General features: G+C 68.9%; 19 protein-coding genes. All 19 read right to left on the bottom strand.

Annotated features, from left to right (window positions below; genetic code table 11):
• Nucleotides 1–15 precede the first annotated feature (15 nt).
• Nucleotides 16–822 carry an SDR family NAD(P)-dependent oxidoreductase gene (locus GA0074692_RS03895; protein WP_245730118.1) on the bottom strand — a complete coding sequence of 269 codons (807 nt, stop codon included), beginning with the start codon at nt 820–822 and terminating at the stop codon, nt 16–18.
• Complete coding sequence (locus tag GA0074692_RS03890) at nt 806–1,951, bottom strand: acyl-CoA dehydrogenase family protein (RefSeq protein ID WP_091639404.1); 1,146 nt, start codon at nt 1,949–1,951, stop codon at nt 806–808. The genes GA0074692_RS03895 and GA0074692_RS03890 overlap by 17 nt, the downstream gene beginning before the upstream one ends.
• Complete coding sequence (locus GA0074692_RS03885; protein ID WP_091639402.1) at nt 1,951–2,550, bottom strand: TetR/AcrR family transcriptional regulator; 600 nt, start codon at nt 2,548–2,550, stop codon at nt 1,951–1,953. Before GA0074692_RS03885 ends, GA0074692_RS03890 begins: the two co-directional genes overlap by 1 nt.
• A 56-nt stretch (nt 2,551–2,606) precedes the next feature.
• Nucleotides 2,607–3,377, bottom strand: coding sequence for an SDR family NAD(P)-dependent oxidoreductase (locus GA0074692_RS03880; protein ID WP_091639400.1), 771 nt, complete (start codon nt 3,375–3,377; stop codon nt 2,607–2,609).
• Between the two features lie 20 nt (nt 3,378–3,397).
• A complete protein-coding gene (locus GA0074692_RS03875; RefSeq protein WP_091639397.1) occupies nt 3,398–4,888 on the bottom strand; it encodes an aldehyde dehydrogenase family protein in 1,491 nt (496 codons plus the stop codon).
• Between the two features lie 34 nt (nt 4,889–4,922).
• Nucleotides 4,923–5,708: a tyrosine-protein phosphatase gene (locus GA0074692_RS03870; RefSeq protein ID WP_091639395.1), complete on the bottom strand. Its 786-nt coding sequence runs from the start codon at nt 5,706–5,708 to the stop codon at nt 4,923–4,925.
• Complete coding sequence (locus GA0074692_RS03865; RefSeq protein ID WP_091639393.1) at nt 5,701–8,406, bottom strand: PEP/pyruvate-binding domain-containing protein; 2,706 nt, start codon at nt 8,404–8,406, stop codon at nt 5,701–5,703. Before GA0074692_RS03865 ends, GA0074692_RS03870 begins: the two co-directional genes overlap by 8 nt.
• A 20-nt stretch (nt 8,407–8,426) precedes the next feature.
• Complete coding sequence (locus tag GA0074692_RS03860) at nt 8,427–9,179, bottom strand: ABC transporter ATP-binding protein (RefSeq protein WP_091639392.1); 753 nt, start codon at nt 9,177–9,179, stop codon at nt 8,427–8,429.
• Nucleotides 9,176–9,916: an ABC transporter ATP-binding protein gene (locus GA0074692_RS03855; protein ID WP_091639389.1), complete on the bottom strand. Its 741-nt coding sequence runs from the start codon at nt 9,914–9,916 to the stop codon at nt 9,176–9,178. Before GA0074692_RS03855 ends, GA0074692_RS03860 begins: the two co-directional genes overlap by 4 nt.
• Nucleotides 9,913–10,947 carry a branched-chain amino acid ABC transporter permease gene (locus tag GA0074692_RS03850; RefSeq protein WP_176738278.1) on the bottom strand — a complete coding sequence of 345 codons (1,035 nt, stop codon included), beginning with the start codon at nt 10,945–10,947 and terminating at the stop codon, nt 9,913–9,915. The genes GA0074692_RS03855 and GA0074692_RS03850 overlap by 4 nt, the downstream gene beginning before the upstream one ends.
• A complete protein-coding gene (locus GA0074692_RS03845; protein ID WP_091639385.1) occupies nt 10,934–11,806 on the bottom strand; it encodes a branched-chain amino acid ABC transporter permease in 873 nt (290 codons plus the stop codon). The genes GA0074692_RS03850 and GA0074692_RS03845 overlap by 14 nt, the downstream gene beginning before the upstream one ends.
• 4 nt (nt 11,807–11,810) lie before the next feature.
• A complete protein-coding gene (locus GA0074692_RS03840; protein ID WP_091639383.1) occupies nt 11,811–13,046 on the bottom strand; it encodes an ABC transporter substrate-binding protein in 1,236 nt (411 codons plus the stop codon).
• A 124-nt stretch (nt 13,047–13,170) separates the two neighbouring features.
• Nucleotides 13,171–14,202, bottom strand: a complete 1,032-nt coding sequence (gene meaB, locus GA0074692_RS03835) for a methylmalonyl Co-A mutase-associated GTPase MeaB (RefSeq protein WP_091639381.1) — start codon at nt 14,200–14,202, stop codon at nt 13,171–13,173.
• 3 nt (nt 14,203–14,205) lie between these two features.
• On the bottom strand, nt 14,206–15,165 hold the full coding sequence (locus GA0074692_RS03830; protein WP_176738277.1) for a succinate--CoA ligase subunit alpha: 960 nt from the start codon (nt 15,163–15,165) through the stop codon (nt 14,206–14,208).
• On the bottom strand, nt 15,162–16,355 hold the full coding sequence (locus tag GA0074692_RS03825; RefSeq protein WP_176738276.1) for an ATP-grasp domain-containing protein: 1,194 nt from the start codon (nt 16,353–16,355) through the stop codon (nt 15,162–15,164). Before GA0074692_RS03825 ends, GA0074692_RS03830 begins: the two co-directional genes overlap by 4 nt.
• Nucleotides 16,352–17,107, bottom strand: a complete 756-nt coding sequence (locus tag GA0074692_RS03820) for a citrate/2-methylcitrate synthase (protein WP_091639374.1) — start codon at nt 17,105–17,107, stop codon at nt 16,352–16,354. Before GA0074692_RS03820 ends, GA0074692_RS03825 begins: the two co-directional genes overlap by 4 nt.
• Nucleotides 17,107–18,591: a hypothetical protein gene (locus GA0074692_RS03815; RefSeq protein ID WP_091639371.1), complete on the bottom strand. Its 1,485-nt coding sequence runs from the start codon at nt 18,589–18,591 to the stop codon at nt 17,107–17,109. The genes GA0074692_RS03820 and GA0074692_RS03815 overlap by 1 nt, the downstream gene beginning before the upstream one ends.
• Nucleotides 18,584–19,045, bottom strand: a complete 462-nt coding sequence (gene glmS, locus GA0074692_RS03810) for a methylaspartate mutase subunit S (protein WP_091639368.1) — start codon at nt 19,043–19,045, stop codon at nt 18,584–18,586. The genes GA0074692_RS03815 and glmS overlap by 8 nt, the downstream gene beginning before the upstream one ends.
• 845 nt (nt 19,046–19,890) lie before the next feature.
• Nucleotides 19,891–20,175 (bottom strand): hypothetical protein, encoded by a 285-nt coding sequence (locus tag GA0074692_RS03805; RefSeq protein ID WP_091639366.1) that lies wholly within the window; start codon nt 20,173–20,175, stop codon nt 19,891–19,893.
• Nucleotides 20,176–20,816 lie beyond the last annotated feature (641 nt).

The raw sequence follows: 20,816 nt of genomic DNA, 5'->3' as shown, positions 1-20,816 counted from the left end.
GCTACCGGACTCCCGTCAAGCGGCGGTCCAGCCGCCGTCGATGGCGATCACCGATCCGGTGATGTAGCTGCTGCCCGGACCGACGAGCAGGCGCACCACGTCGACGATCTGGGACGGCTGGCCGAGGGTGCCCAGCGGGATTCGGGCGAGGAGGCGGTTGCGCTGGTACTCGCTGTTGCGCAAGTCGTTGGTCATGTCGGTTTCGAAGTATCCGGGGGCGATGCAGTTGACCCGGATGCCTCGCTGGGCCCAGTCGAGCGCAAGTGACCGGGTCAGCGCCTCGACCCCGCCCTTGGTGGCGCTGTAGGCCGCGAGGCGCCGACCCGCCGAGCGGGCGTGCACGCTAGACACGGTGACGATGGACGCGCCCGTGCCCATCAGCGTGGCCGCCGCCTGGCAGACCAGGAACGTGCCGGTGAGATTGACCTCGACGATCTCCCGCCAGGCCGCCGGGGTCAGGTCGTCACCGCGGTCGAAGGTCGGGCTGATTCCCGCGCAGTGCACGAGGGCATCGAGCCCTCCCCACCGTTGCCGGATCGTTTCGGTGATGGCAGCGACCTCAGCCGCGTCGGCGACCGAGCCCGCCACCCGCAGCGCGCGGTCGGCTCCGCACTCGTCGTGGACCCCGTCGAGTGCGCCCTCGGTGCGGGCGGTGAGGGCGAGCTTGGCTCCAGCGCGGCTCAGGTCGACGGCGATGGCCCGACCGAGGCCGCGGCTGGCTCCGGTGACCCAGATCCGGGCCCCGCCCAAATCTGAGGCCCCGGCGGCACGGCTGGCGTCGTTGACGCTGGGCGCCGGTGCAGGTTCAGAGACCGAGGTCACGGCCAACAAGCTCCTTCATGATCTCGTTCGTGCCCGCCCAGATCTTCGACACCCGGCCGTCCAGCCAGGCGCGGGCGACCGGTGTCTCCCGCATGTAGCCGTAGCCACCGAAGAGCTGCACGCAGTGGTCGAGCACCTCGTTCTGCACCTGGGCCGACCACCACTTCGCCTTGGCCGCCTGCACGTTGGTCAACTCGCCCTCGACGTGCGCCATGACGCAGTCGTGCAGGAACGAGCGGGTCACGTCCAGCGAGGTGGCCATCTCGGCCATGGTGAACCGGTTGTGCTGGAAGCTGCCGATGGGCGAGCCGAACGCCTTCCGGGACTTCACGTACGCGAGCGTCTGGTCGAACACGGACTGAGCGTGGGCGAGGTTCGAGACGGCGCAGTTGAGCCGCTCCTGGGTGAGCCGCTCCATCATGTGCGGAAAGCCCCGCCCGGGCTCACCGATGAGGTTGTCCAACGGGACCACCGCGTCGTCGAAGAACAGTTCGGCCGTGTCAGACTCCTCCTGGCCGACCTTGTCGAGCTTTTGCCCGCGGGTTAAGCCGGGTGTGTCCCGTTCGACGACGAACAGGGAGATGCACTGCGACGGCCGGCCGACCCCGGTGCGGGCCGCCACCACCACCAGGTCCGCCCGGGAACCGTTGGTGATGAAGGTCTTCGACCCGTTGAGGATCCAGCCGTCGTCCGTCCGCATGGCCGAGGTACGGAGATTGGCGAGGTCGCTGCCGCCGCTCGGCTCCGTCATGGCGATCGCGCTGATCAACTCACCGGAGGCGAACCCGGGCAGCCACCGCTGCTTCTGCTCGGGCGTGGTGAGCTCGCACAGGTAGGGCGCCACGATGTCGCAGTGGATCCCGAAGCTCGACGACAGACCGCTGCTGAAGCTCGACAGCTCCTCCAGGACGACCGCGGTGAACCGCCAGTCCCCCGCCTCGCTGCCGCCGTAGGCCTCCGGCACGTGCAGCCCGAGCAGGCCGAGCTCGCCCGCGGCCAGCCACAGCTCCCGATCGATGAGCCGCTGCTCGCAGTAGCGTGCGTAGTTGGGCATCACGTGCGACTGCACGAACTTGCGGACGGTCTGCCGGAAGTCCTCGTGGTCCGCCTCGAAAATACTCCTGGGCATTACGGCGATGACCTTTCGGAGCCCCCCGGCATGAAGATGCGGCAGAATTCGCGCGCGATGTGCTCGGGCGTCTCCGGTCCCTCGGGCCGGAACCAGAAGACAGTCCAGTTGAGCATCCCGAGCAGGGCCAGGCGCACGGTATGGGTGGGCATGCCGGACCACCGACCGGATTCGGTTTGCACCGCGCCGATCGCCTCGTCGATGAGCTTGTCGTAGCTGCGGCGCATCGAGGTGACGTGCTGGCGCTGCTCGGGCGAGAGCGAACGCAACTCGACCAGCGCGGTCGCGTGCCGGCTCCGGTCCATCAGCAACGCCTCGACATGCCGGATGATGATCTCGCGCAGGTGCGTTTCCGGATCGGGATTCGCGGCGGAGAGGGCTGCGTCGATGATGTGGTGCATGCTCGACACAGACATCTCGTAGAGCAGGGTCTCCTTGTTCTTGACGTGGTGGTAGAGCGAGGGCTTGCGCATGCCCATCGCGTCCGCGACGTCGTTCATCGACGTAGCGTGGTAACCCTTGGTCCAGAAGATTTCCGCGGCTACGCCGAAAATCTCCTCCCGGCGTCCGGGAACGCCGTCTCCTGCCTGCGTACTCATATTTATCACCTTAGTGGCCCTTGGAAGCTAGTGGCCGACATGCCAGCCGATGATGATCAACGTGCTGTATAGCCGCCGTCGATCGGCATCGCCAGTCCTGTGATGAAGCTCGACCGGTCGCTCGCCAGGAACACGGCCGCGTCTGCGATCTCCTCCGCGGTGGACAGACGACGCAGCGGCACCGACGTCTCGATGAACATCTTCACGTTGGCCTTCGGGTCTGAGTCCGGGTCCCGCCCGAAGAATCCGTTGAGCATCGGGGTGTCGACGGCACCGGGGCAGATCACGTTGACCCGGATGTCCGGGGCCAGTGACAGCGCCAACGCCCGGGTGAAGCCGACGATCCCACCCTTGACCATGGAATAGAGCGGGCTGAACAGGGAGCCCACCATCCCGCTGATGGACGACGTGAAGATCACCGATGCCTGGCCGGCGGCTGCTCGGAGCAGCTTCTCCCCGGCCCGCGTGCAGTAGAAGGCGCTCTTCATGTTCAGGTCGATCGTGCGGGCAAACTCCGCCTCCGACACGTTCAGTCCGGCCGGCCCGGGGGTGCCCACGTGGTTGAAGAGCACGTTGAGCCGCCCGTACTCCCGGCCGACGAAGTCGAACATGCCGTCGATCTGCGACACGTCACTCACGTCGATCCGGTAGGCGACCGCGTCGCCCACACCGGCGTCCTTGATCCGCGCCACGGTTTCCTCGGCACCGTCGAGGTTCACGTCGGCCACGACGACCATCGCGCCCTCGCCGGCCATCTTGACCGCGCTGGCCCGACCCATCCCCGATCCGGAACCGGTGATCAGTGCGATTCGATTCTCCAGCAACATCGCGTCGGGGCTCCTTCCGTTCAGACTGCCCGGCCCGGTTGGGCCGTTGCGAACTGCACGTGCTGTGGTTCGAGGTACTCGCGAATCCCGGCTTCACCGATCTCGCGGCCGATGCCGCTGGCCTTGAATCCGCCGTACGGGGCGTCGGGGCGCATGCTGCCGCCCCCGTTGATCTGGACGATCCCCGCCTGTAGCCGGGGCGCCACCTCGAGCGCCTCCTGCAGGGGGCCGAAGATGTAGGCGGCCAGGCCGTACGTCACGTCGTTGGCCAGGCGTACCGCCTCGTCCACGTCGGAGTAGCTCAGCAGGACCGCGACGGGGCCGAAGATCTCCTCCTGGGCCACCCGGGCCCGCGAGTCGACCCCACCGAGCAGGGTCGGGGAATAAAACCAGCCACCGTCGATGTCCAGCCGGCCACCGCCGGCGAGAACCGTGGCACCCTCGGCCACCGCGTCATCCACATAGGACGCGACTCGATCTCGGTGCTCCGACCGGATGAGGGGCCCGACCAGGGTGTCCCGCTCCCACGGATCGCCGACCTTCATGGTGGGCCACATGTGGCTCGATCGCTCGACGAACTCGTCCAGTTGGCTCTCGTGCACCAGCAGCCGGGTGGGCGAGGCGCACCCCTGCCCGGCGTTGCGCGAGTACCGCATGTGCACGGGTGCGACCAGGGTGGTCAGGTCGGTGCCCGGCAGGATGATGTTGGGCGACTTCCCACCCAGTTCCAGGACCACGTCCTTGAGCGACTCGGCCGCCTGGCTCATCACCCGCTTGCCCACCTCGGCGGAGCCAGTGAAGCTGACCTTGTCGATGGACGGGTGAGTGGTCAGCGTCCGGCTGACGTCGAGCCCGCCAGCAACGATGTTGACCACGCCCGGTGGCAGACCCGCCTCCCGGATGAGTTTGCCGAGCAACAGAGTGGCGAACGGGGTACGGGGGGAGGGCGTGGCAACGACCGTGCAGCCCGCGGCGAGGGCAGCCCCGATCTTGAGCAGGATCAGGTGCAGCGGGTAGTTGTAGGCCGCAATCGCCCCGACCACCCCGATCGGCCGGTAGTCGACGTAGCTGACGCTCGGCAGGATCTCGAAGTCCGGCCCGAGATGTTCCCGCCGGTCCCGCGCGGCCGCGTCCGCGTTCCAGCGCAGGATTCGCAGCGGCACCTCGAACTGCAGCGCCTCCGCGGTGGTCACCGGCGTCCCGGCCTCGGAGACGATCGCGGCAACCAGGTCGTCGCGATGCTTCTCCATCTGGTCGGCGATGCGATGCATGGCCGCCGCCCGCTCGGCCCCCGACATGCGGGGCCAGGGGCCTGAATCGAAGGCCCGCCGGGCCGCCGCGATGGCCGTTTCCAACTGGTCGGCGGACGCGCCGACCACCGTGCCGAGGACTCCGCCGGTCGCCGGGTTCCAGACCGTGATCTCCTCACCGGTTCCGGCCATCGCCGCCCCGTCGATGGTCATCTCCGTGACCAGGTTGATGCTCGTACGCCTGCTTGCCGCCTCTGTCATCTCGACTCGCCTCGTTTCTTCAACAGCGGCTTGATCATCGGTCAGCGCCTTGCGCGGTGAAGCTTCCGGAGTTGCCGGGTGATTCGCTGTCGGCGAGCAGGTGCTCGGCCAGGGCGACCAGGTCGGCACGGCTCAGGTCATTGGCAAGCAGCCACTCCCCCGCCCCGCCGTGCCGGGTGTGCAACTCGGCGAGGAAGTCCGTCATCGTCGCCGCCCGCGAGCTGTACATCTCGGCGGGAAGCTTGGCCACGTTGGCGGCGTACGTCCTGCTGGCCCGCAGGCGGGCCATGATGCGATTCATCGGCTCGGTGGTGAGTTCGTAGTCGTGCGCGATCTCCACGGGGTCGACGCCGAGGGCGTCGAGGATCACCGCGATCACCACGCCGGTGCGGTCCTTCCCGGCCCGGCAGTGGACGATCGTGCCCCCGTCGCTGTGCGCGACGGCGCGCACCGCGCCGACGATCGCGTCGGCATGCCGGTCGAGGTATTCGAGGTAGCGCAGGGCAAGCCGGCTCCCCTCGGGCGCCCCCTCGATCGCGCCACCCGGACCACCGTCGATCGGGAAGTGCTGATGCCTGACCGCCGGCGGGATGAGCGGGTTGGTACCGTCCGCGACCAGTTCCCGCTCGGCTCGCAGGTCCACGATCGAGGTGACGCCGAGGGTATTCACCAGGTGGTCGACATCGGCCTCGCTCGCCTCGTGGGGGCTGTCGCTGCGGAAGAGCACGCCGGGTCGGATCGGTCGCCCGTCACCGGCCCGCAGGCCGCCCAGGTCGCGCAGGTTGTAGAGGCCGGTGAACTCGAACGTCTGCTCACTCATCGATGTTCACCGTCACTCGTCCGGTATCGCCGTTGACGGTGATCGTGGCCCCGTCTGGGATCTTCTGCATGGCGTTGGGCAGGGTCACCGCGGGCAGGCCGTACTCCCGAGACAGGCACGCCCCGTGCGACAGCATGCCGCCGGCCTCGAGGATCAGCCCCGAGATGAGGCCGAACACCGGGGTCCAGCCGGGGTCGGTCGAGTTGCAGACCAGAATCTCGCCCCGGTTGACCCGGCCGATGTTGCGCAGGTCGCCGATGATCCGGGCCGTTCCGGTCACCGTACCGCGGCTCATCGCCACGCCCTGGAAGACGCCCTCCAGCCCGGTGTCGGTGCCGTCATCGACCTCCAGCACCGAGTTGCCCCGCAGGTAGTCCGGTGGAACCTCGGTACGGGCCAGGAACGCCTCGAACACCTTGCGCCGGTTGCGGATCTTCGCCCGGGTCAACTTGCGCTTCGCCCGCCCGTCGAGCAGGTCGTAGATCTCGTACTCGGCCAGGAAGAAGTACTCGTCCGGGGCGTCGATGAGGCCGCGCTCGTACAGGCGGCGGCCCAGTTCCGTGGTGGCCCGCTTCTTGCCCATGGTGATGGTGTCCGCGAACGGGCGCTCGTCGTCGCGCAGGATCAGGAAGCGGTGGATGTAGTCCAGCACCGTCTTGAAGATCTCCACCCGGATCATGCCGAACGGCTTCTCCCGGATGCGCTCCAGCACCTCGGCCGTGGTCTCCTTGCGCTTGGCCACCAGGCGGTGCTCGTTCTCGACCGGGGACGGGGCGTTGGCCGCGACCATCGAGCGCAGCGCCAGGAAGTCGATGTCCGGGCTCTCCGACCGGCGGGGGTACCACAGGTCGCGGTCCTGGTGACCCCGGTGCCCGTGCATCGCGAGAAACTCGTCGTAGCGGTTCACGAATTCAGCGGCGGCGGGGTCGTCCCGCACCGCTGCGAAGAACGCCGCGCCGTCGGCCGACGAGTCGAGCAGCTCGACCACCCGGGGCGTACGGCGGACCAGGTCGGCCAGCTCCCACAGGTCGATCTGCTCCTGCAGCATCGCGGTCCGCTTCGGCAGACCGCTGATGAGGTCCTGGAAGGCGTACTCGTTCTCCCCGTCGTACCAAGATTGGAGCAGTTCCCGGAGAATGCCGAAGGCGGTGGCCGAGTAGACGTGGAAGGCCGGGCGAAGAATGGTGAGGTAGTCCTCGAAGAGCTTCGCCTTGCGGGTCAGTTCACGGCGCAACTCCGCGTCGGAGTAGTGGCGCAGCTCCTCGGCGGTCGGGCTGGTCGCCTCCGGCGTACGTTCCTTGATGAAGGCGTACACCGATTTGATGGTCCGCAACGGGCCGTGGTCCTTGGTGAGCGCGCGGACCCGGGCGTGCATGCGCAGCAGCCCGGCGAGGTTGAGCGGAGCGACCGCCGCATCGTCGCGCCAGTCCGGTGGCAGGTTCGCCAGCGAATGCTGGCGCAGCGACGGCGGCATGAGATAGCGGTAGTAGAGCAGATCGGCGTCGGAGCTGAAGTAGACGGTGGAACGCCGGTACTTGAATCGGCGCATCTTGGCCAGGTCGTCGAAGCCCCAGAGGGCGAAGAGGCGTTCGTCGCTGTTACGCAACTCCCGACCGCGCAGGGAATAGAACAGCGGGGTTACCCCGCCGGTCCAGAACGCCTTGGCCCAGGTGTGGGACCAGACCGTGTCCTCCGGGTCTGGGGCGGTCTGCCACGACTCCACGTCCTCGTCCCATTGGAAGTCGACGCCGGTGATGTCGCGCGACTGGACGATGGAGAACTCGCCGTCGGCGAGGGTCCACTCAAGGTCCTGGGGAATCCCGTCGGCCATCTCCAGCACCTGCAGCCCGATGCGGCCGAGCCGGGCGGCGTCTTCGGGGCTAAGCGAGAAACGGCTCCGGTCGGGGCCTGCGGTCTCGGTCTTGGTGGTGCCGGCACCGTTCGCCGCCCGGTCGATCCGCCATTCCTTGGTGCCCAGCGTGGTCCGCTTCACCTTCAGGGTGTTCATGTCGAGGACGAGTTCGTCCGGGGTGACGATGCCGGAGGCGATGGATTCGCCGAGTCCCCAGTTGGCGTTGACGACCATCTCGTCGGTGCGCTCGTTGACGGGGTTGGCGGTAAAGAGGACGCCGGCGCAGTCGGCCGCCACCATCTGCTGCACCACGACCGCCACCTCGGCGTTGGCCGGGTCGAGGCCGAGCCGGTTGCGGTAGAACGCGCAGCGCGGGGTCCAGAGTGAGGCCCAGCAGCGGCGGACCGCGTTCACCACGTCCTCGGCACCCCGGATGTCCAGGTAGCTGTCGTAGAGGCCGGCGAAGGAGGCCTCGCCGGTGTCCTCGGCGGTGCCGGACGAGCGGACCGCCACGTAGCTGTCGCCCGCCCCGATCCCTGCGTACGCCTTGGCGATCAGCTCGTGCAGCCCCGCCGGCAGCTCGCCGGCCACGATCCGTTCCTGGATCTGCCCCGTGGCGACGGCGAGTTGGTCGGGGTTGTCGTAGTCGACGCCGGAGATCAGCGATTCGATGGTTTGGTTGAGTCCGTTCAGCTCGACGAAGGCCACGTACGCCTCGGTCGTGACCACGAACCCGGGTGGCACCGGCACGCCGGCGGCGGCGAGCCGCGACAGTCCCGCGCCCTTGCCTCCGACGACGGCCCGTCCCGGAGTGCCCGGATCGTCCAGGTGTTTGATGTAGTTCACAGGAACCTCCTCGGCATTGGTCAGGACGCGGTGGGCGATGGAGTGGAGGACTCGACATCGCCGCCCAGGTAGATCTCTTCGACCCGGCTGGACGAACGCAGAAACTCGGAATCTCCCTGCTCTACGATCTGTCCGGTTTGGAGCACATAGGCGTAGTCGACGGAGCGCAGGGCCAGCCGGGCGTTCTGCTCGGCCAGCAGGATCGAGGTACCCCGCGACTTGAGCAGCAGGACCGCCTCGTAGATGCGCTCGATCACCAGGGGGGCGAGGCCGAGTGACGGCTCGTCGAGGACGAGCAGCCGGGGCCGGGCCATCAGGGCCCGACCGAGGGCCAGCATCTGCTGCAGCCCGCCGGAGAGTTCCCCGGCCTCCCGCCGCAGCAGCGGCTTCAACTCGGGAAAGAGGGTGAGCACCTCGTCGATGCCAGCCTCGGCCTGCCAGAAGGCGGTACGCCCCAGGGCGTACGCACCCATCCGCAGGTTCTTCTCCACGGTGAGCGTCTTGAACACGAGCCGACCCTCGGGCACCAGGGCGATCCCCCGAGCCACGATCTTGTGGGGTGCGAGGGAGTCGATCGGCGTGCCGTCGAAGCGAACCCGCCCGGTTGCCGAGCGCTGGCCCATGATCGCCCGCATCGTCGTGCTCTTGCCGGCCCCGTTGGCGCCGAGCAGCCCGACGACGCGGCCCTCGGGGACGGTGAAGCTGATCCCGTGTACGACCGGGATGCGCCCGTACCGGACGTGTAGGTCATCGACCTCGAGCAGCGCGGTCATGCCTCTTCTCCCGTGCCCAGGTAGGCCTCGCGGACCTTGTCGTTGCGGCGTACCTCGTCCGGTGTTCCGTCGGCGATCAGGACGCCGTGGTCGAGGACGTAGATGTAGTCCGACACGCTCATGATCAGTTGCATGTCGTGTTCGATGAGGACCACGCCGGTAGTGGGGCTGAGCAGGCCGCGTATCCAGTGGCCGAACGCCGCCTTGCGGGCCGAGGTGAGACCGGCCGCGGGCTCGTCCATGACGATCATGGACGGCTCGGCCACGACGACCCGGGCCGGCTCGACCATCTTCGCCCGTCCGAAGGAGAGGGAACCGACGTCCTGGTCCCGCTGGTCCGCGAGGGTGAGCGTGCGCAGCGCCTCGGTCACCGCGGGCGCGTCGTGCCGGCCGGGGCCGGTGAACCAGCGCAGCCTGGCCGACCGGTAGCGGCCGAGGGTCACGTTCTCCGCAACGCTCATGCCGTGGAACAGCTCCAGATTCTGGAAGGTACGACCGAGACCGAGCGCGGCCCGTTGGTGGACCCGTTTGCGGGTGAGGTCGTGCCCGGCGAAGACGACCCGGCCGGAGTCGGCCCGGACGTACCCGGAGATGATGTTGGCAAGCGTGCTCTTGCCGGCGCCGTTGGGCCCGATCAGGGCGGTGACCCGCCCCATCTCCGCCCGCATCGAGACGCCATGCAGTACTTCCAGCCCGCCGAAACGCTTGCGGATGTCGACGACTTCGAGGTGACTCATGAGCTGACTCCGGCTGGGACGGAGGCGGATTCCTTCGCCGCGCGGTTCGGGGTCCCGGGCGGGCGGCGCCGGGCCCGGACAAGGGCCCGCAGTTTGTTGAGGGCCGCACCGACGCCGCCGGGCAGGAACCGCAGCGCCACCAGGAACACCATGCCGAGCAGTAACGGTTTGAGCTCCGGGTAGGGAGCCAGCCAGCGGGTGAAGACGTACAGGATGGCCGCGCCGACGATCGGTCCGACGAAGGTGGCCATGCCGCCGACGAAGAGCACGACGAACAGGTCGATGGACTCGTGGAGGGTGAAGCTCGACGGGCTCACGTAGAGCGTCTGGTAGGCCAGCAGGGCCCCGGCCAGCCCGGCGATCGCTCCGGAGAGAGCGAAGGTGCCGAGCCGGGCGGAGAAGATCGGCACCCCCGCGCTCGCGGCGGCCGGCTCCGACGTGCGTGCCGCCTTCAGACCCCAGGCGGTCCAGGTACGGACGAACAGCCGCTCGAAGACGAGGACGGCCGCGGTGATGGCGAGGGTGAAGTAGAAGAAGTCCTCCGGGTTCGAGTAGTTGCGGATCCCGATGGTCAGCGGGCCGACCAACTTGCCGTCCGGTCCCCCGGTGATCGGAACCGCCCGGTTGTTGAAGAAGTCGACGATGACGGCGAAGGCCAGGGTGCCGACGCCGAAGTAGAGGCCGCGCAGCCGCAGCGTCGGGACGCCGATGACGACCGCGAGCAGCGCGCCGAGGGCCGGCGCGAGCAGCAGCGTGACCGGTCCGGACAGGCCGTGGTCGGTACCCGCGACGGCCACGGTGTACGCACCGACCGCCATGAGGGCGGCGTATCCGAGCACCAGTTGGCCGGCGTGACCGGCGATGAGGTTGAGGCCGATCAGGGCGACAAGGTTGATGCAGAGCGTCGATGTGGCTCCGTAGTCATAGCCGGAGTCCGCGGTGCCGCCCAGCACCAGCAGAACGGCTACCACCACGAACGGCCCGCCGACGATGGCCCGGCTGGTGGACAGAAGGTTGCTAAACCCGTTCAACGGCCAACTCCTTGAACAGCCCGGACGGCCGGAAGACCAGCACGACCAGAAGGACTCCGAACGCGACAGCGGGTGCGTAGGTGCTGCTGAAATAGGTGGCCACGAGAGCCTCGGTGAGACCGATGATCAAGCCGCCGACCAGTGCGCCCTTGGTGCTGCCGAGGCCGCCGAGGATGGCGGCGGTGAAGCCCTTGAGGGCGAACAGGAAGCCGGTGCTGAACGCGACGAGCGTGACCGGTGTCATCGCCAGGCCGGCGATCCCGCCCAGCAGGCCGGCGATGCCGAAGGTCCAGAAGGTGGTGGTCGAGTGGGAGACGCCGAACAGGGTCGCGGTCGCGGGATCGTCGGCACCGGCCTGGAGCGCGATCCCGCGCCGGGTCCGGGTGAAGAAGCTGTGTACGAGGAAGGCGAGCACCCCGGCGAGGAGGATGTTCCAGGTCGTTTGTGAGCTGACGGTGACCGGGCCGAGGGGGAAACTCAGGCCCGGCCACTCGTCCAACCCGTACGTCTTGCCGGCGGTCACCTTGAGGACGACCGCCTCGATGACGATGCCGACAGCCACGGTTGCGATGGTCACCGTGATGGGGTCGGGGCGCCGCAACATCCTGATCGCGACCGCGTCGGTCGCCAGGCCGAGCACAGTTCCCACGACGAGCACGACGAGGATCGTGGGAATCAGTGGCCAGCCCAAGGTGCGCTGCAGGGTCGACGCCAGCACGCCCGCCACGACGAGGTACTGGCCGTGCGCGAAGTTGACTACGCGGGTGGCCTTGAACACCACGTTGAAGCCCATCCCGATGATGGCGTAGATCGCGCCCGCTCCGAGACCGGTGACGATGATCTGCAGCACCTTGTCCATCGGGTCAGCTCGTCGTTTCCAGCTTGAAGGTGGTTCCGTCCCACATCATCAGGATCGGGACGGACGGGTCGAGCCCGCGGTGGTCGGTGGCGCTGTAGTTGTAGGTGCCCTGGGTGCCGACGAAGCTGAGGCCCTCCATCGCCTTGGCCACGTCCGTGCCCTTGGTGCTGCCGGCCTTCTTGATCGCCTCCGCGGTCACGTTGAGCGCGTCGTAGGTCTGCGAGGCGTAGATGGTGGCTTCCTCGTTGTATTTCGACTTCAGATCGGCGGCCATCTTGTCGAGCGGCGCCTTCTGAGGGTCCGACGCCGGTAGCGAGTCGAGCACGGTCGCCTTGACGCCCGCCACGGTCACGCCCTTGCTCGCCTCACCCGCCTGCTTCATGAGCGCCGGGTTCGAGTAGGTGAACGAGCACATGATCGGCCCCTGCGCGGCCAGCCCCAGGCTCGCCACGTTCTTCATGAACAGGACCGCGGACGGGCCGGAGGTCCAGTTGATCCACGCCTTGGCGCCGGCCGCGGTGAGCTTGTTGATGTCCGGGGTCAGGTCGGTCGCCGCAGGATCGTAGGTGGCTTTGACCAACTCGATGCCGGCAGCCTTCGCGGCGGCCTCGGCCGAGGTGACGCCGGCCTGGCCGTACGCCGTGCTGTCACCGAGGATGCCCGCCTTGGTGATGCCCTTCTGCTTCAGGTGGTTGAACATCGCCGCGGTCACGATGCTGGTGGAGAGCGTGGTCGCGAACGTCAGCGGGGACTCGGCCGCCGGGGCGACGATGTTCTCGGCCGCCTCGGTGGACATGAAGAAGATGCCGGCCTGCTGGAGCAGCGGTTTCATCGCCAGGGCGATGCCGCTGGAGGTGCCGCCGCCGACCACCACGTCGACCTTGTCCTGGTCGATGAGGCGCCGGGTCAGCTGTACGGCCTTGGCGGTGTCGCCGGCCGGGTCGTAGAAGACCATTTCGAGTTGGCGGCCGTTGATGCCGCCCTGCTTGTTGATCTGGTCGATCGCGATCTCGGTGGCGCGCTGCTCGGCGATGCCGTACGGCGCCAGCGTGCCGGTGATCGACTGCAGCACCCCGACCTTGATGGGGCCGGAGGTGGAGCCTGAGCCGTTCGAGCCGGCGGGTTCGCCTGTCGATCCACATGCCGTGAAGAGCAGGGCGGCCGCGGCCATGGCCACGACCCGAAGTCCGGTCCGGCCGCGGACCGACCAGCGGCCCGACGTGCCTTCACACAGTGTCATTTATCCGCTCCTCCGTGCAGAAGGGCTGGGGGAATGTGCTGTCGACCAGTCGTGGCGATCTGTCTACCGTCCGGTCGGTCGGCTGTCAATGGTTTGGAAACAGCGCGGCGATAATTTCGTAACTTCAGCGGAACGAAGTGCTCAGCCGCGCGACCAGGAGGTCAGCCGCGGCGTACACGTCCAGTTCGCCGCGGCCCACCCGCCCGGCAAGCTCGGCCACCACACCCGCGTCGTCCCCGCGCAACAGCTCGTCGCACCGGTGCAGCGCTGCCGCGCGTACGGCCGCGGCGGTGCGCTGAGCCCGTCGCCGCGCGCGGCTTCCCGACCTGTCGAGATGCGTCCGATGTGCGGCCACGGCCGCACGCAGCTCGGCCACGTCGTCGGCCGACGCAACCGTCCGGACGACCATCGGGCGCCATCCGGCGGGCGCCGTGTCAGTCCCGTTCAGCGACGCTGTCCGCCGGAGCTGGCGCACCACCCGGGCGGCGTCCGGCAGATCGGCCTTGTTCACGACGAAGATGTCGGCGATCTCCAGTACGCCGGCCTTGGCGGCCTGCAGTTCGTCCCCCGCACCGGGCGCGAGTGCCACCACCACGGTGTCCGCCGCGTCTGCGACATCCACTTCGGACTGCCCGACCCCGACGGTCTCGATGATGATCACGTCGAACCCGGCCACCCCCAGCACGCGCAGGGCCAGCGGCGCGGCGCGCGACAGGCCACCGAGCTGTCCCTGGCTGGACAGGGAGCGGATGAAGACGTTCGGATCGGTGGCGTGCTCGCGCATTCGCGTACGGTCGCCGAGCAGCGCGCCGCCACTGTACGGAGAGGACGGATCAACCGCGAGAACGGCGACCCGCAGCCCGTCGCGCCGCATCGCCCGCAGCAGCGCGGAGACAATGCTCGATTTGCCCACCCCCGGCGGCCCGGTTATCCCGACGACGTGTGGACCACCGCCCTCCGCCGCAGGTGTGGCGCCCTCCGCCGGAGGTGCACGACCCTCCGCCGCAGTTGACAGTGCCCGGGCCAGAACACGCGCCGAGGCCGGATCCTCGGCAAGCGAGAGCAGTCTGCCGACCACCCATGGCGTACCCGTGGTGACGGCATCCAGCAGCGCCGCCACGTCCGCGTCGGTCTTGGGCTGGCGGGCGCGTGCCATAGCTCACCCACGTCCCGCGGTGGACCCGGTGGATGCGCCGCCCGCTGTGGCGTCGCCTCCGCTGGACCCGATGGCCGCGCCGGCTCCGGCGCTCAGCCTGGCACGGGCCAACAGCCGGGGCACGTCGGTGTAGCGCTCGGCGATCAACGCACCGGCGGTTCGCAGGGTTTCGATCTTCGACGCGGCCGTGCCCCGGTTCCCCTCGGACTGGGCCCCGGCATGGCTGTACCGGATGCCCGGCGGCGCGGCCCGACCGGCGATGTAGACCACGATCGGCTTCGTCAGCTGGCCCGCCGCGATCAGCGCCGCGACCCGCTCCTCCTGCGTGGTCCCGATCTCGCCGAACACCACGGTCGCGTCCGTGTCCGGATCCGCCTCGGCGAGGCGCAGCGCGGCCGGCATGTCCAGGCCGATCACGCTGTCCCCGCCGATGCCGACACACGTTGACTGGCCGAATCCGGCTGCGGTCAGAGTATGCGCCAGCGTCGACATCATGCCGCCGCTGCGGGAGACGATGGCCACGCGGCCGGGGGTGAACCGACGCGGGTCCAGCGCTCCGAGCAGACATCGGCCGGGTGCGATGACACCGGGACTGTTCGGCCCGACCAGGGTCACCCCGGCGTCAGCGGCCGCCGAGATCAGGTCCAGACTGAGCCCGAGCGGGACACCGTCGACCATCAGGGCCACGGTCGACAGCCGCTCGTCGATCGCCTCCAGGACCGCGTCGCGCAGACCGGCGGCCGGAACGAGGACAAGCGACGCGTCCGCGCCGGTGGCCCGCCTGGCCTCGTCGATCGTGTCGAAGACGGGTACGCCGTCCACGCTGGTGCCGCCCCGTCCCGGAGTGACTCCGGCCACCGGCGCCAGTCCGGCCCCGGCCATCATCGACACCACGAAGCGGCCGAGCGTGCCGGTGATGCCCTGGATCAGCACCCGGGTGTCCCGGTCGATGAGGAAGGTCATAGCGCGTCCACCTTCGTGAGCAGGACGGCCAACCGCCGTGCCGCCTCCCATTCGTCGGTCTCCTCACCGACGGTGTCGATCGGAACCCCCCGCCTCCGGGCCCAGTCCTGGACGATGTCGCGGGCCTCCGCCGACTGGTTGCCGGCGAATCGGACCACGGTGGGGCCGCGCCAGCCCACGTCCTCCCAGCCTCGGACGAGCCCTCTGGCCGTCACCGCCAGCGGCTGGTTGGCGATGCAGGTGGAGAAAAACAGTCCGTCGATGTGGGACTGCCCGGCCACCAGAGCGGCTCCGGTGGCCACTTTCTCCTCGGAGGGGGAGCCGGAGGTGTCGCAGTAGTTGGTGGCGACCAGGTTGGCCGCGGCGAGCGCGTCGAGTACGACCATCGACTCGCCGCCCCCCACCGAGTGCGAGGCCACCTGCACCGGCCCCGCCCGGTCGGGTTCGGCGACCAGCTGGACATATCGCAGGCTCCCCCGATGGTCGGTCTGCTGGCAGTCCCGGGCCGCCCGCTCCCGCGCATCCTGCTCGGGGCGGTTGAGCAACTCCGGTCGCGGGAGCAGCTTCTTGGAGTAGTCGTCCAGTTCGGCCTTGGCGTCCAAGGCGACTACGCGACCGTCCGCGTACGTCACCGGGTTGGTCTCCAGCGTGTAGGCGCACCACCGCAGCGCACAGTCGACCAGCTTTTCCAGGTAGCTGGTGATGGCCGGTAACTGGGCGGAGTCGATGCCGATCCGGCGTAGTTCCCGGCGGATCCGGTAGCCCTGCGGTCCATCGGTGAGGGCCAGTTGGACCTCCGCCGTGGACGGGTCGAAACCACCCCCGCCAGTGGTGGAGAAGACCAGCATCCGCCGGGGCGGGTCCTCGGCGATGGTGACGGCGGCGTACCCGAACCACGCGCCCAGCACCGCGCGCTCCACGAGCACGCACTCGACCAGCGACCCGCGGATCCGGCGGCCGAGGATGTCGGCGGCGGCGGCGCGGGCCTCGGCGAGCGTGTCGACCCGCAGCACTCCACCCGCCGTGGCCCGGTCCCCCACCGCGACCTGTGCCTTGACGAAGAAGGGGCCCGGCGCGGTGGCATCGATGACGCCCTGCTCGCCGTCGGGGTTGACCAGCATCCCCTCCGGCACCGCGACGCCGACGCAGGACAGCAGCTCCTTCACCTCATGCTCGAACAGTTTGCTCACGACGTCTCCGCGGTTGGATGGAAGTGCACGGTAGTCAGCGCGGGTGCCCGGAATGGCTTCTCGTTGAGGCGTTCCTCCCGCGCGTGGGCGGCCAGCCCCACGGCCCGGCCGAGCGCTGTCACCAGAGTGACCTCCGCTGCGCCGAGTCCCGCGTCCAGCAGGAGCGCCCCGACCGCGGCGTCGGCGTTCATGTACAGCGGTTTGCCGGTCTCGGCCAGAAGGGCCCGCTCCACCGCACCCGCGATGTCCCGGTGCGTACGCGTCGGCTCGATGCCGTTCATCAGCGCCGGCACCCGGGGATCCCGATCGTGGTACGGGTGTCCGTAGCCGGGAACCCGGCGCCCCGCGGTCAGCTCCGCCGACACCACGGTCGATACCGCCGTTTCGGTGCCGCCCAGGTCGGCGATCTGCACAAACAACTCGGCTGCGGCCTCGGCCGCGCCGCCGTGCGCGGGGCCGGCGAAGGCGATGAGCCCGGCCGCGATCGACAGCGGCAGCGCGCCTCGGGTCGACGCGGTGGCCCGGGATACCAGGGTGGATGGTGCCGCCACCCCGTGGTCGAGCGCGGCGATCAGCGCCCGGCGGAGCGCGTCCACCCCGCCGGGCGACGACTCGTGGCCGAAGAGGACCAGCCAGAGCGCGTCGGCAAGGTCGGCTTCCTCGATGACCTCACCGATCGGCGTGCCGCGATAGGCGATCACGCCTTGGGCGATGTCGGTGACGGAGGTGTCCCAGGAGTTCAGGTCGGGCATCAGGCACGTGTCCTTGCCGAGGTGGGGCCGGCCGGTGTGGTGGCCGGAGGGGGATCCAGTTCGAGGAACTGCAGGTCGTCGATCATGTCCTGGTAGGACAGCTCCGGTCCGTCTCCGCGCCTGCGGGCCAGCCGTTCCGCCTCCAACCGGGTCGCCTCCGCGGGGATGGGCAGGTTGCCGTGGTCGAGGAAGCGGACCGCTCCGGCGGCGTCCCGGATGGGCAGGACGTTGCCCTTGACGTGAATGTTGGGTGAGAACGGGATATCCAGGACGCCGAGCTCGAGGGCACGGACCGCTCCTCGGACCGGATCACCGTCGCCGGCGTCGAGCACCGCGTCGAGGATGGCACGGGCCTGCAGGAGGATGAGGTCGAATTCGAACTGCACGTCCGGTGAGCGCAGCGAGTCGGCCTGCAGACCGATGAGCCGCAGGAGGTATCGGGTGACCCGGATGCTGGCCGCGTTGGCCGCCGCTGTCGGTACCCCGATCCCCTCCTCGATCGTCTTGACGTAGTTCAGCGGGGCTTTGGCGATCGCGGCCGCGACGATGTTGGCGGCGATCAGCCCATAGGCGTCGGGAGTCCGCCGCGGAAAGGCACCGTTCCAGTCGCTGGAGGCAACGTAGGTTGTCACGTCGTCGAAGCCGAGCCGGCGCAGATACTCCTGGGTCAGCGCCTCCGAGGCGAGACAGCAGGCCACGTCCTGGGCGATGTTTCCCTGCAACATGGCGTACGGCATGATGTGCTTCACGCCCTGCCCTGCCATGATGAGCGCGTCTATTACGGTGCCGACGAGCATGAGCGACGGGACCGAGCAGGTGCCGCTCTGGGCGAATCCGACCGCGTCGTCGCCGGCGGGTACCCCGGCCTCCGTGTAGTGGCCGAGCAACCGGAACACGTACTGCCACTTCGGGATCGACTCGGCCAGACTCGTGTGCTTGGAGTACTCGAGCGTGGCGTACATCGGCCCGGAGACGAACGCGGTGCCGCCTGCGGCGAGACCGGTCTCGGCGACGATGCGCAGGTCCACGGCGTTGGCTCTGATGATGACCGGCTTGTCGAAGCTGGCGATGAGTTCGCGGGTGGCGTCGATGCCGTGTGCCACGATGGGGAACCCGTTGAGCTGGGAGTCGGTTGCGGTGCTCGCCGCCAGCCGGCGAGCGGCCTCGTCGAACTTGAGTTCGCGGGTGAGGCTGTCGACGGTGATGGGCAGCACCCCGGCGCCTGCCTCGTCCAGTTCCCGCATGAGCGCGCGCTGGCCGTCCATCGTGGCCACGCCGGCCCGCGGGACAACCACCGTTCCCCCGGCGGCCTTGGCATCGGCCAGCAGGCCGCTCATGGTGCCGCGTTGCGCGTTGCGCACGGCCCAGGCGGTGCACTCGTCCAGGTCGTACGGCTCCCGGTCCAACTGCTCCCGGAAGACCCGCTCGCGTCGCCGGAGAAAGTCGGCAAGTTCGATCTTTTCGTTGCTTGGTAGCTCAGGCACGGCTGGCCTCCCGGAACTCGTCGGTGTCGCGTGCCCGGAGGTCCTCGGCAAGAACCCGGATGGCCTCGGCGGGCTGGGTGGCCGGGCCGAAGGCACGGTCGAACCCCATGTCGAGGAATCTCGCCTCGGTTCCCTCCCACGGGGTGAACGCGCTGACGGCGAGGTTGCCGCCGACGTAGAGCAAGACGCCCTCGCCGCCTGCGGCGTCGAGGTCGGCGCGGAGGGTGTCGCACCAGATGGCGGCGTGGCCGTTGGACGAGGACACCATCACCACATCGGCGTCTTCCGCCACCGCGGTCGCGACGAACTCCGCCGGTGGGGTCTGGATGCCCAACTGGATCACCTCCGCTCCGGCGTTGCGCAGCGCGTGCCCGAGGATCGTGATACCGACGACGTGAATGTCGTCGCCGATCGATCCGATGACCACACGTACGTTGCGCAGGGGCACGTCCATGGCGGCTCCGTTCCGACGAAGGCTGACTCCCTACGTCCTACCGTCCGGTCGGTCGGAAGTCAATACAATCGTGTTACGAAGGTTTCCCTGGGGTGAACAGCTAGCGCTCCCGTGAGAGCAAGGCCGCGCTCGGTCCCATTTGCGTCGCAGCGCCCCGCGCAACACGAAGCCCCACCCGGGGTACCGCCCCGGGGCCCCTCACGCCCCCGCCATCCGACCCCAGCGCCGGAACCGATCGGCCCGGCGGCACATGCCGCGCCGGTTTTGGGCCATTGCTATCAAAGGATTCATATGAGAGGAACGAGAGGCTTCCTGCTCGTTCTGGGCGGGCAGGGAAGCACCCGATGCCCTGTACGGTGGCGGTTGACCGGCCCATTGCGTCCGGCACCCCGGCTCGTCGAGTTGCTCCGGGAGCAGTTCGCCGTTTCCGAGCGGGTTGAGCAGGACAAGCTCGAACGGGCCTCGGCGAGCTCGTCCCGTTGGCCGCCGCCGTGGACCTGGCCGGTGCGGCCAGCCTAAACACGCTGGAGCGACGCGGGCTGCTCACCGTGGAGATCTCCGGACGGCGCCGGAACGTACGACTGAGCCAGCTTGATCAGGCGGCTATCCACAGTCCCGCTGTCCACAGGCGGCCTGGATCCGCTGGACGGACCGCCCGGCACCCGGCACGCTGACCGGGTCGGCGCGGCCCCCTCCGAGCCGCCGGCCACACCCGAAGGCGGTGGGGCGGCACCGGTCGGCAGACCACCGACGTCCGGGCCCGGACACGCAGCAGCGCACCGCCGCCGCGGCGTAGACGCAGCAAAGCGCCCCCGCTGCCTCGCGGCGGCGGGGGCGCTGGGTTGTCAGCGGGTGCAGATGATCTGCGCCGTCACAGAGTAGAGGCCCGGCCACGGCTGCGTCGTGTAGCTTCCGCCAGGGCTGCACTGCGTGCTCGGCTCGAACCCGTCCGCGCTGGCGAGGGAACGCGCGTTTTCCTGGGCCTTGAACAGCGCCGTGAAGTAGTTGTTATTCATTCCGTTGCCGTAAAAGGACTTGGTTTCGACGGCGACCGCCGGCCCGGAGAGCAGGACGGACGCGGACACCGCCCCGGCCAACGCCGTGGCGACGATCCGACGAAGTGCAGGCATGCGAGCTCCAGTCTCTTCGGTCCGAAGCCCGAGCTTGACAGATGAATCGACGAACATCAACTACTGCACGAAGCGGCCCCCGCCCTCCCGCCAGGGGAAAGTGAAGGCCGCTGAGGCTGGTCGGTACCGGAAGCACCGCGCTGGTGATCCTACCGGCGGCCGGCCAGCAGCCGCGCCACGGTCGCCGGGGCGTGCACCTTCCCCCGGCCGATCACGGTCACGATCAGCGGCGCGGCCACCGCCACTACGCCGAGGATCGCCAGGCGGAAACCTCCCCTCCCCCGTTACCTAATGAGTCCCGGACGGCTCACCGTGGTCCATGGGATGCCTGCCCGTTACCTGGCCTGTGGAGGTCTCCAAAAAGATCGGCAACGTGGGCTCGGCGAGCCGTTCAGGTGGTGGTCCGGCTCGCCGGGGACATGCCTGTACACCTCTGGACCGCGGCAGGTCTCGTGCAAGACCGGCAGATCTCGGTGGTGCCGGACCACCTCGCGACCTTGGGCAAGATGTTGATCGTGGTTGCATCCCGCCCGCACGGCGAACACCTCGCGTACCGGGAGCCTACGAGCTCTGACTGCGAAGACCGGGACCGTGCGGGTCGCTGGAATCGCGAACGGCTCATCGGAGGGTAGGCCACAGAG

The sequence above is a fragment of the Micromonospora pallida genome (genome assembly GCF_900090325.1).
GTDB lineage: Bacteria > Actinomycetota > Actinomycetes > Mycobacteriales > Micromonosporaceae > Micromonospora > Micromonospora pallida.
Note: the sequence above shows the minus strand (reverse complement) of the source record. Positions and strands in the feature narration are given on the sequence as shown.

Excerpts from the sequence above, each read along its gene's own strand:
- GA0074692_RS03855 (WP_091639389.1), bottom strand. The coding sequence starts at position 9,916 with ATGAGTCACCTCGAAGTCGTCGACATCCGCAAGCGTTTCGGCGGGCTG.
- meaB (WP_091639381.1), bottom strand. The coding sequence starts at position 14,202 with ATGGCACGCGCCCGCCAGCCCAAGACCGACGCGGACGTGGCGGCGCTG.
- GA0074692_RS03830 (WP_176738277.1), bottom strand. The coding sequence starts at position 15,165 with ATGACCTTCCTCATCGACCGGGACACCCGGGTGCTGATCCAGGGCATC.
- GA0074692_RS03860 (WP_091639392.1), bottom strand. The coding sequence starts at position 9,179 with ATGACCGCGCTGCTCGAGGTCGATGACCTACACGTCCGGTACGGGCGC.
- GA0074692_RS03880 (WP_091639400.1), bottom strand. The coding sequence starts at position 3,377 with ATGTTGCTGGAGAATCGAATCGCACTGATCACCGGTTCCGGATCGGGG.
- glmS (WP_091639368.1), bottom strand. The coding sequence starts at position 19,045 with ATGGACGTGCCCCTGCGCAACGTACGTGTGGTCATCGGATCGATCGGC.
- GA0074692_RS03885 (WP_091639402.1), bottom strand. The coding sequence starts at position 2,550 with ATGAGTACGCAGGCAGGAGACGGCGTTCCCGGACGCCGGGAGGAGATT.
- GA0074692_RS03890 (WP_091639404.1), bottom strand. The coding sequence starts at position 1,951 with ATGCCCAGGAGTATTTTCGAGGCGGACCACGAGGACTTCCGGCAGACC.
- GA0074692_RS03840 (WP_091639383.1), bottom strand. The coding sequence starts at position 13,046 with ATGACACTGTGTGAAGGCACGTCGGGCCGCTGGTCGGTCCGCGGCCGG.
- GA0074692_RS03875 (WP_091639397.1), bottom strand. The coding sequence starts at position 4,888 with ATGACAGAGGCGGCAAGCAGGCGTACGAGCATCAACCTGGTCACGGAG.
- GA0074692_RS03870 (WP_091639395.1), bottom strand. The coding sequence starts at position 5,708 with ATGAGTGAGCAGACGTTCGAGTTCACCGGCCTCTACAACCTGCGCGAC.
- GA0074692_RS03820 (WP_091639374.1), bottom strand. The coding sequence starts at position 17,107 with ATGCCCGACCTGAACTCCTGGGACACCTCCGTCACCGACATCGCCCAA.
- GA0074692_RS03845 (WP_091639385.1), bottom strand. The coding sequence starts at position 11,806 with ATGGACAAGGTGCTGCAGATCATCGTCACCGGTCTCGGAGCGGGCGCG.
- GA0074692_RS03805 (WP_091639366.1), bottom strand. The coding sequence starts at position 20,175 with ATGCCTGCACTTCGTCGGATCGTCGCCACGGCGTTGGCCGGGGCGGTG.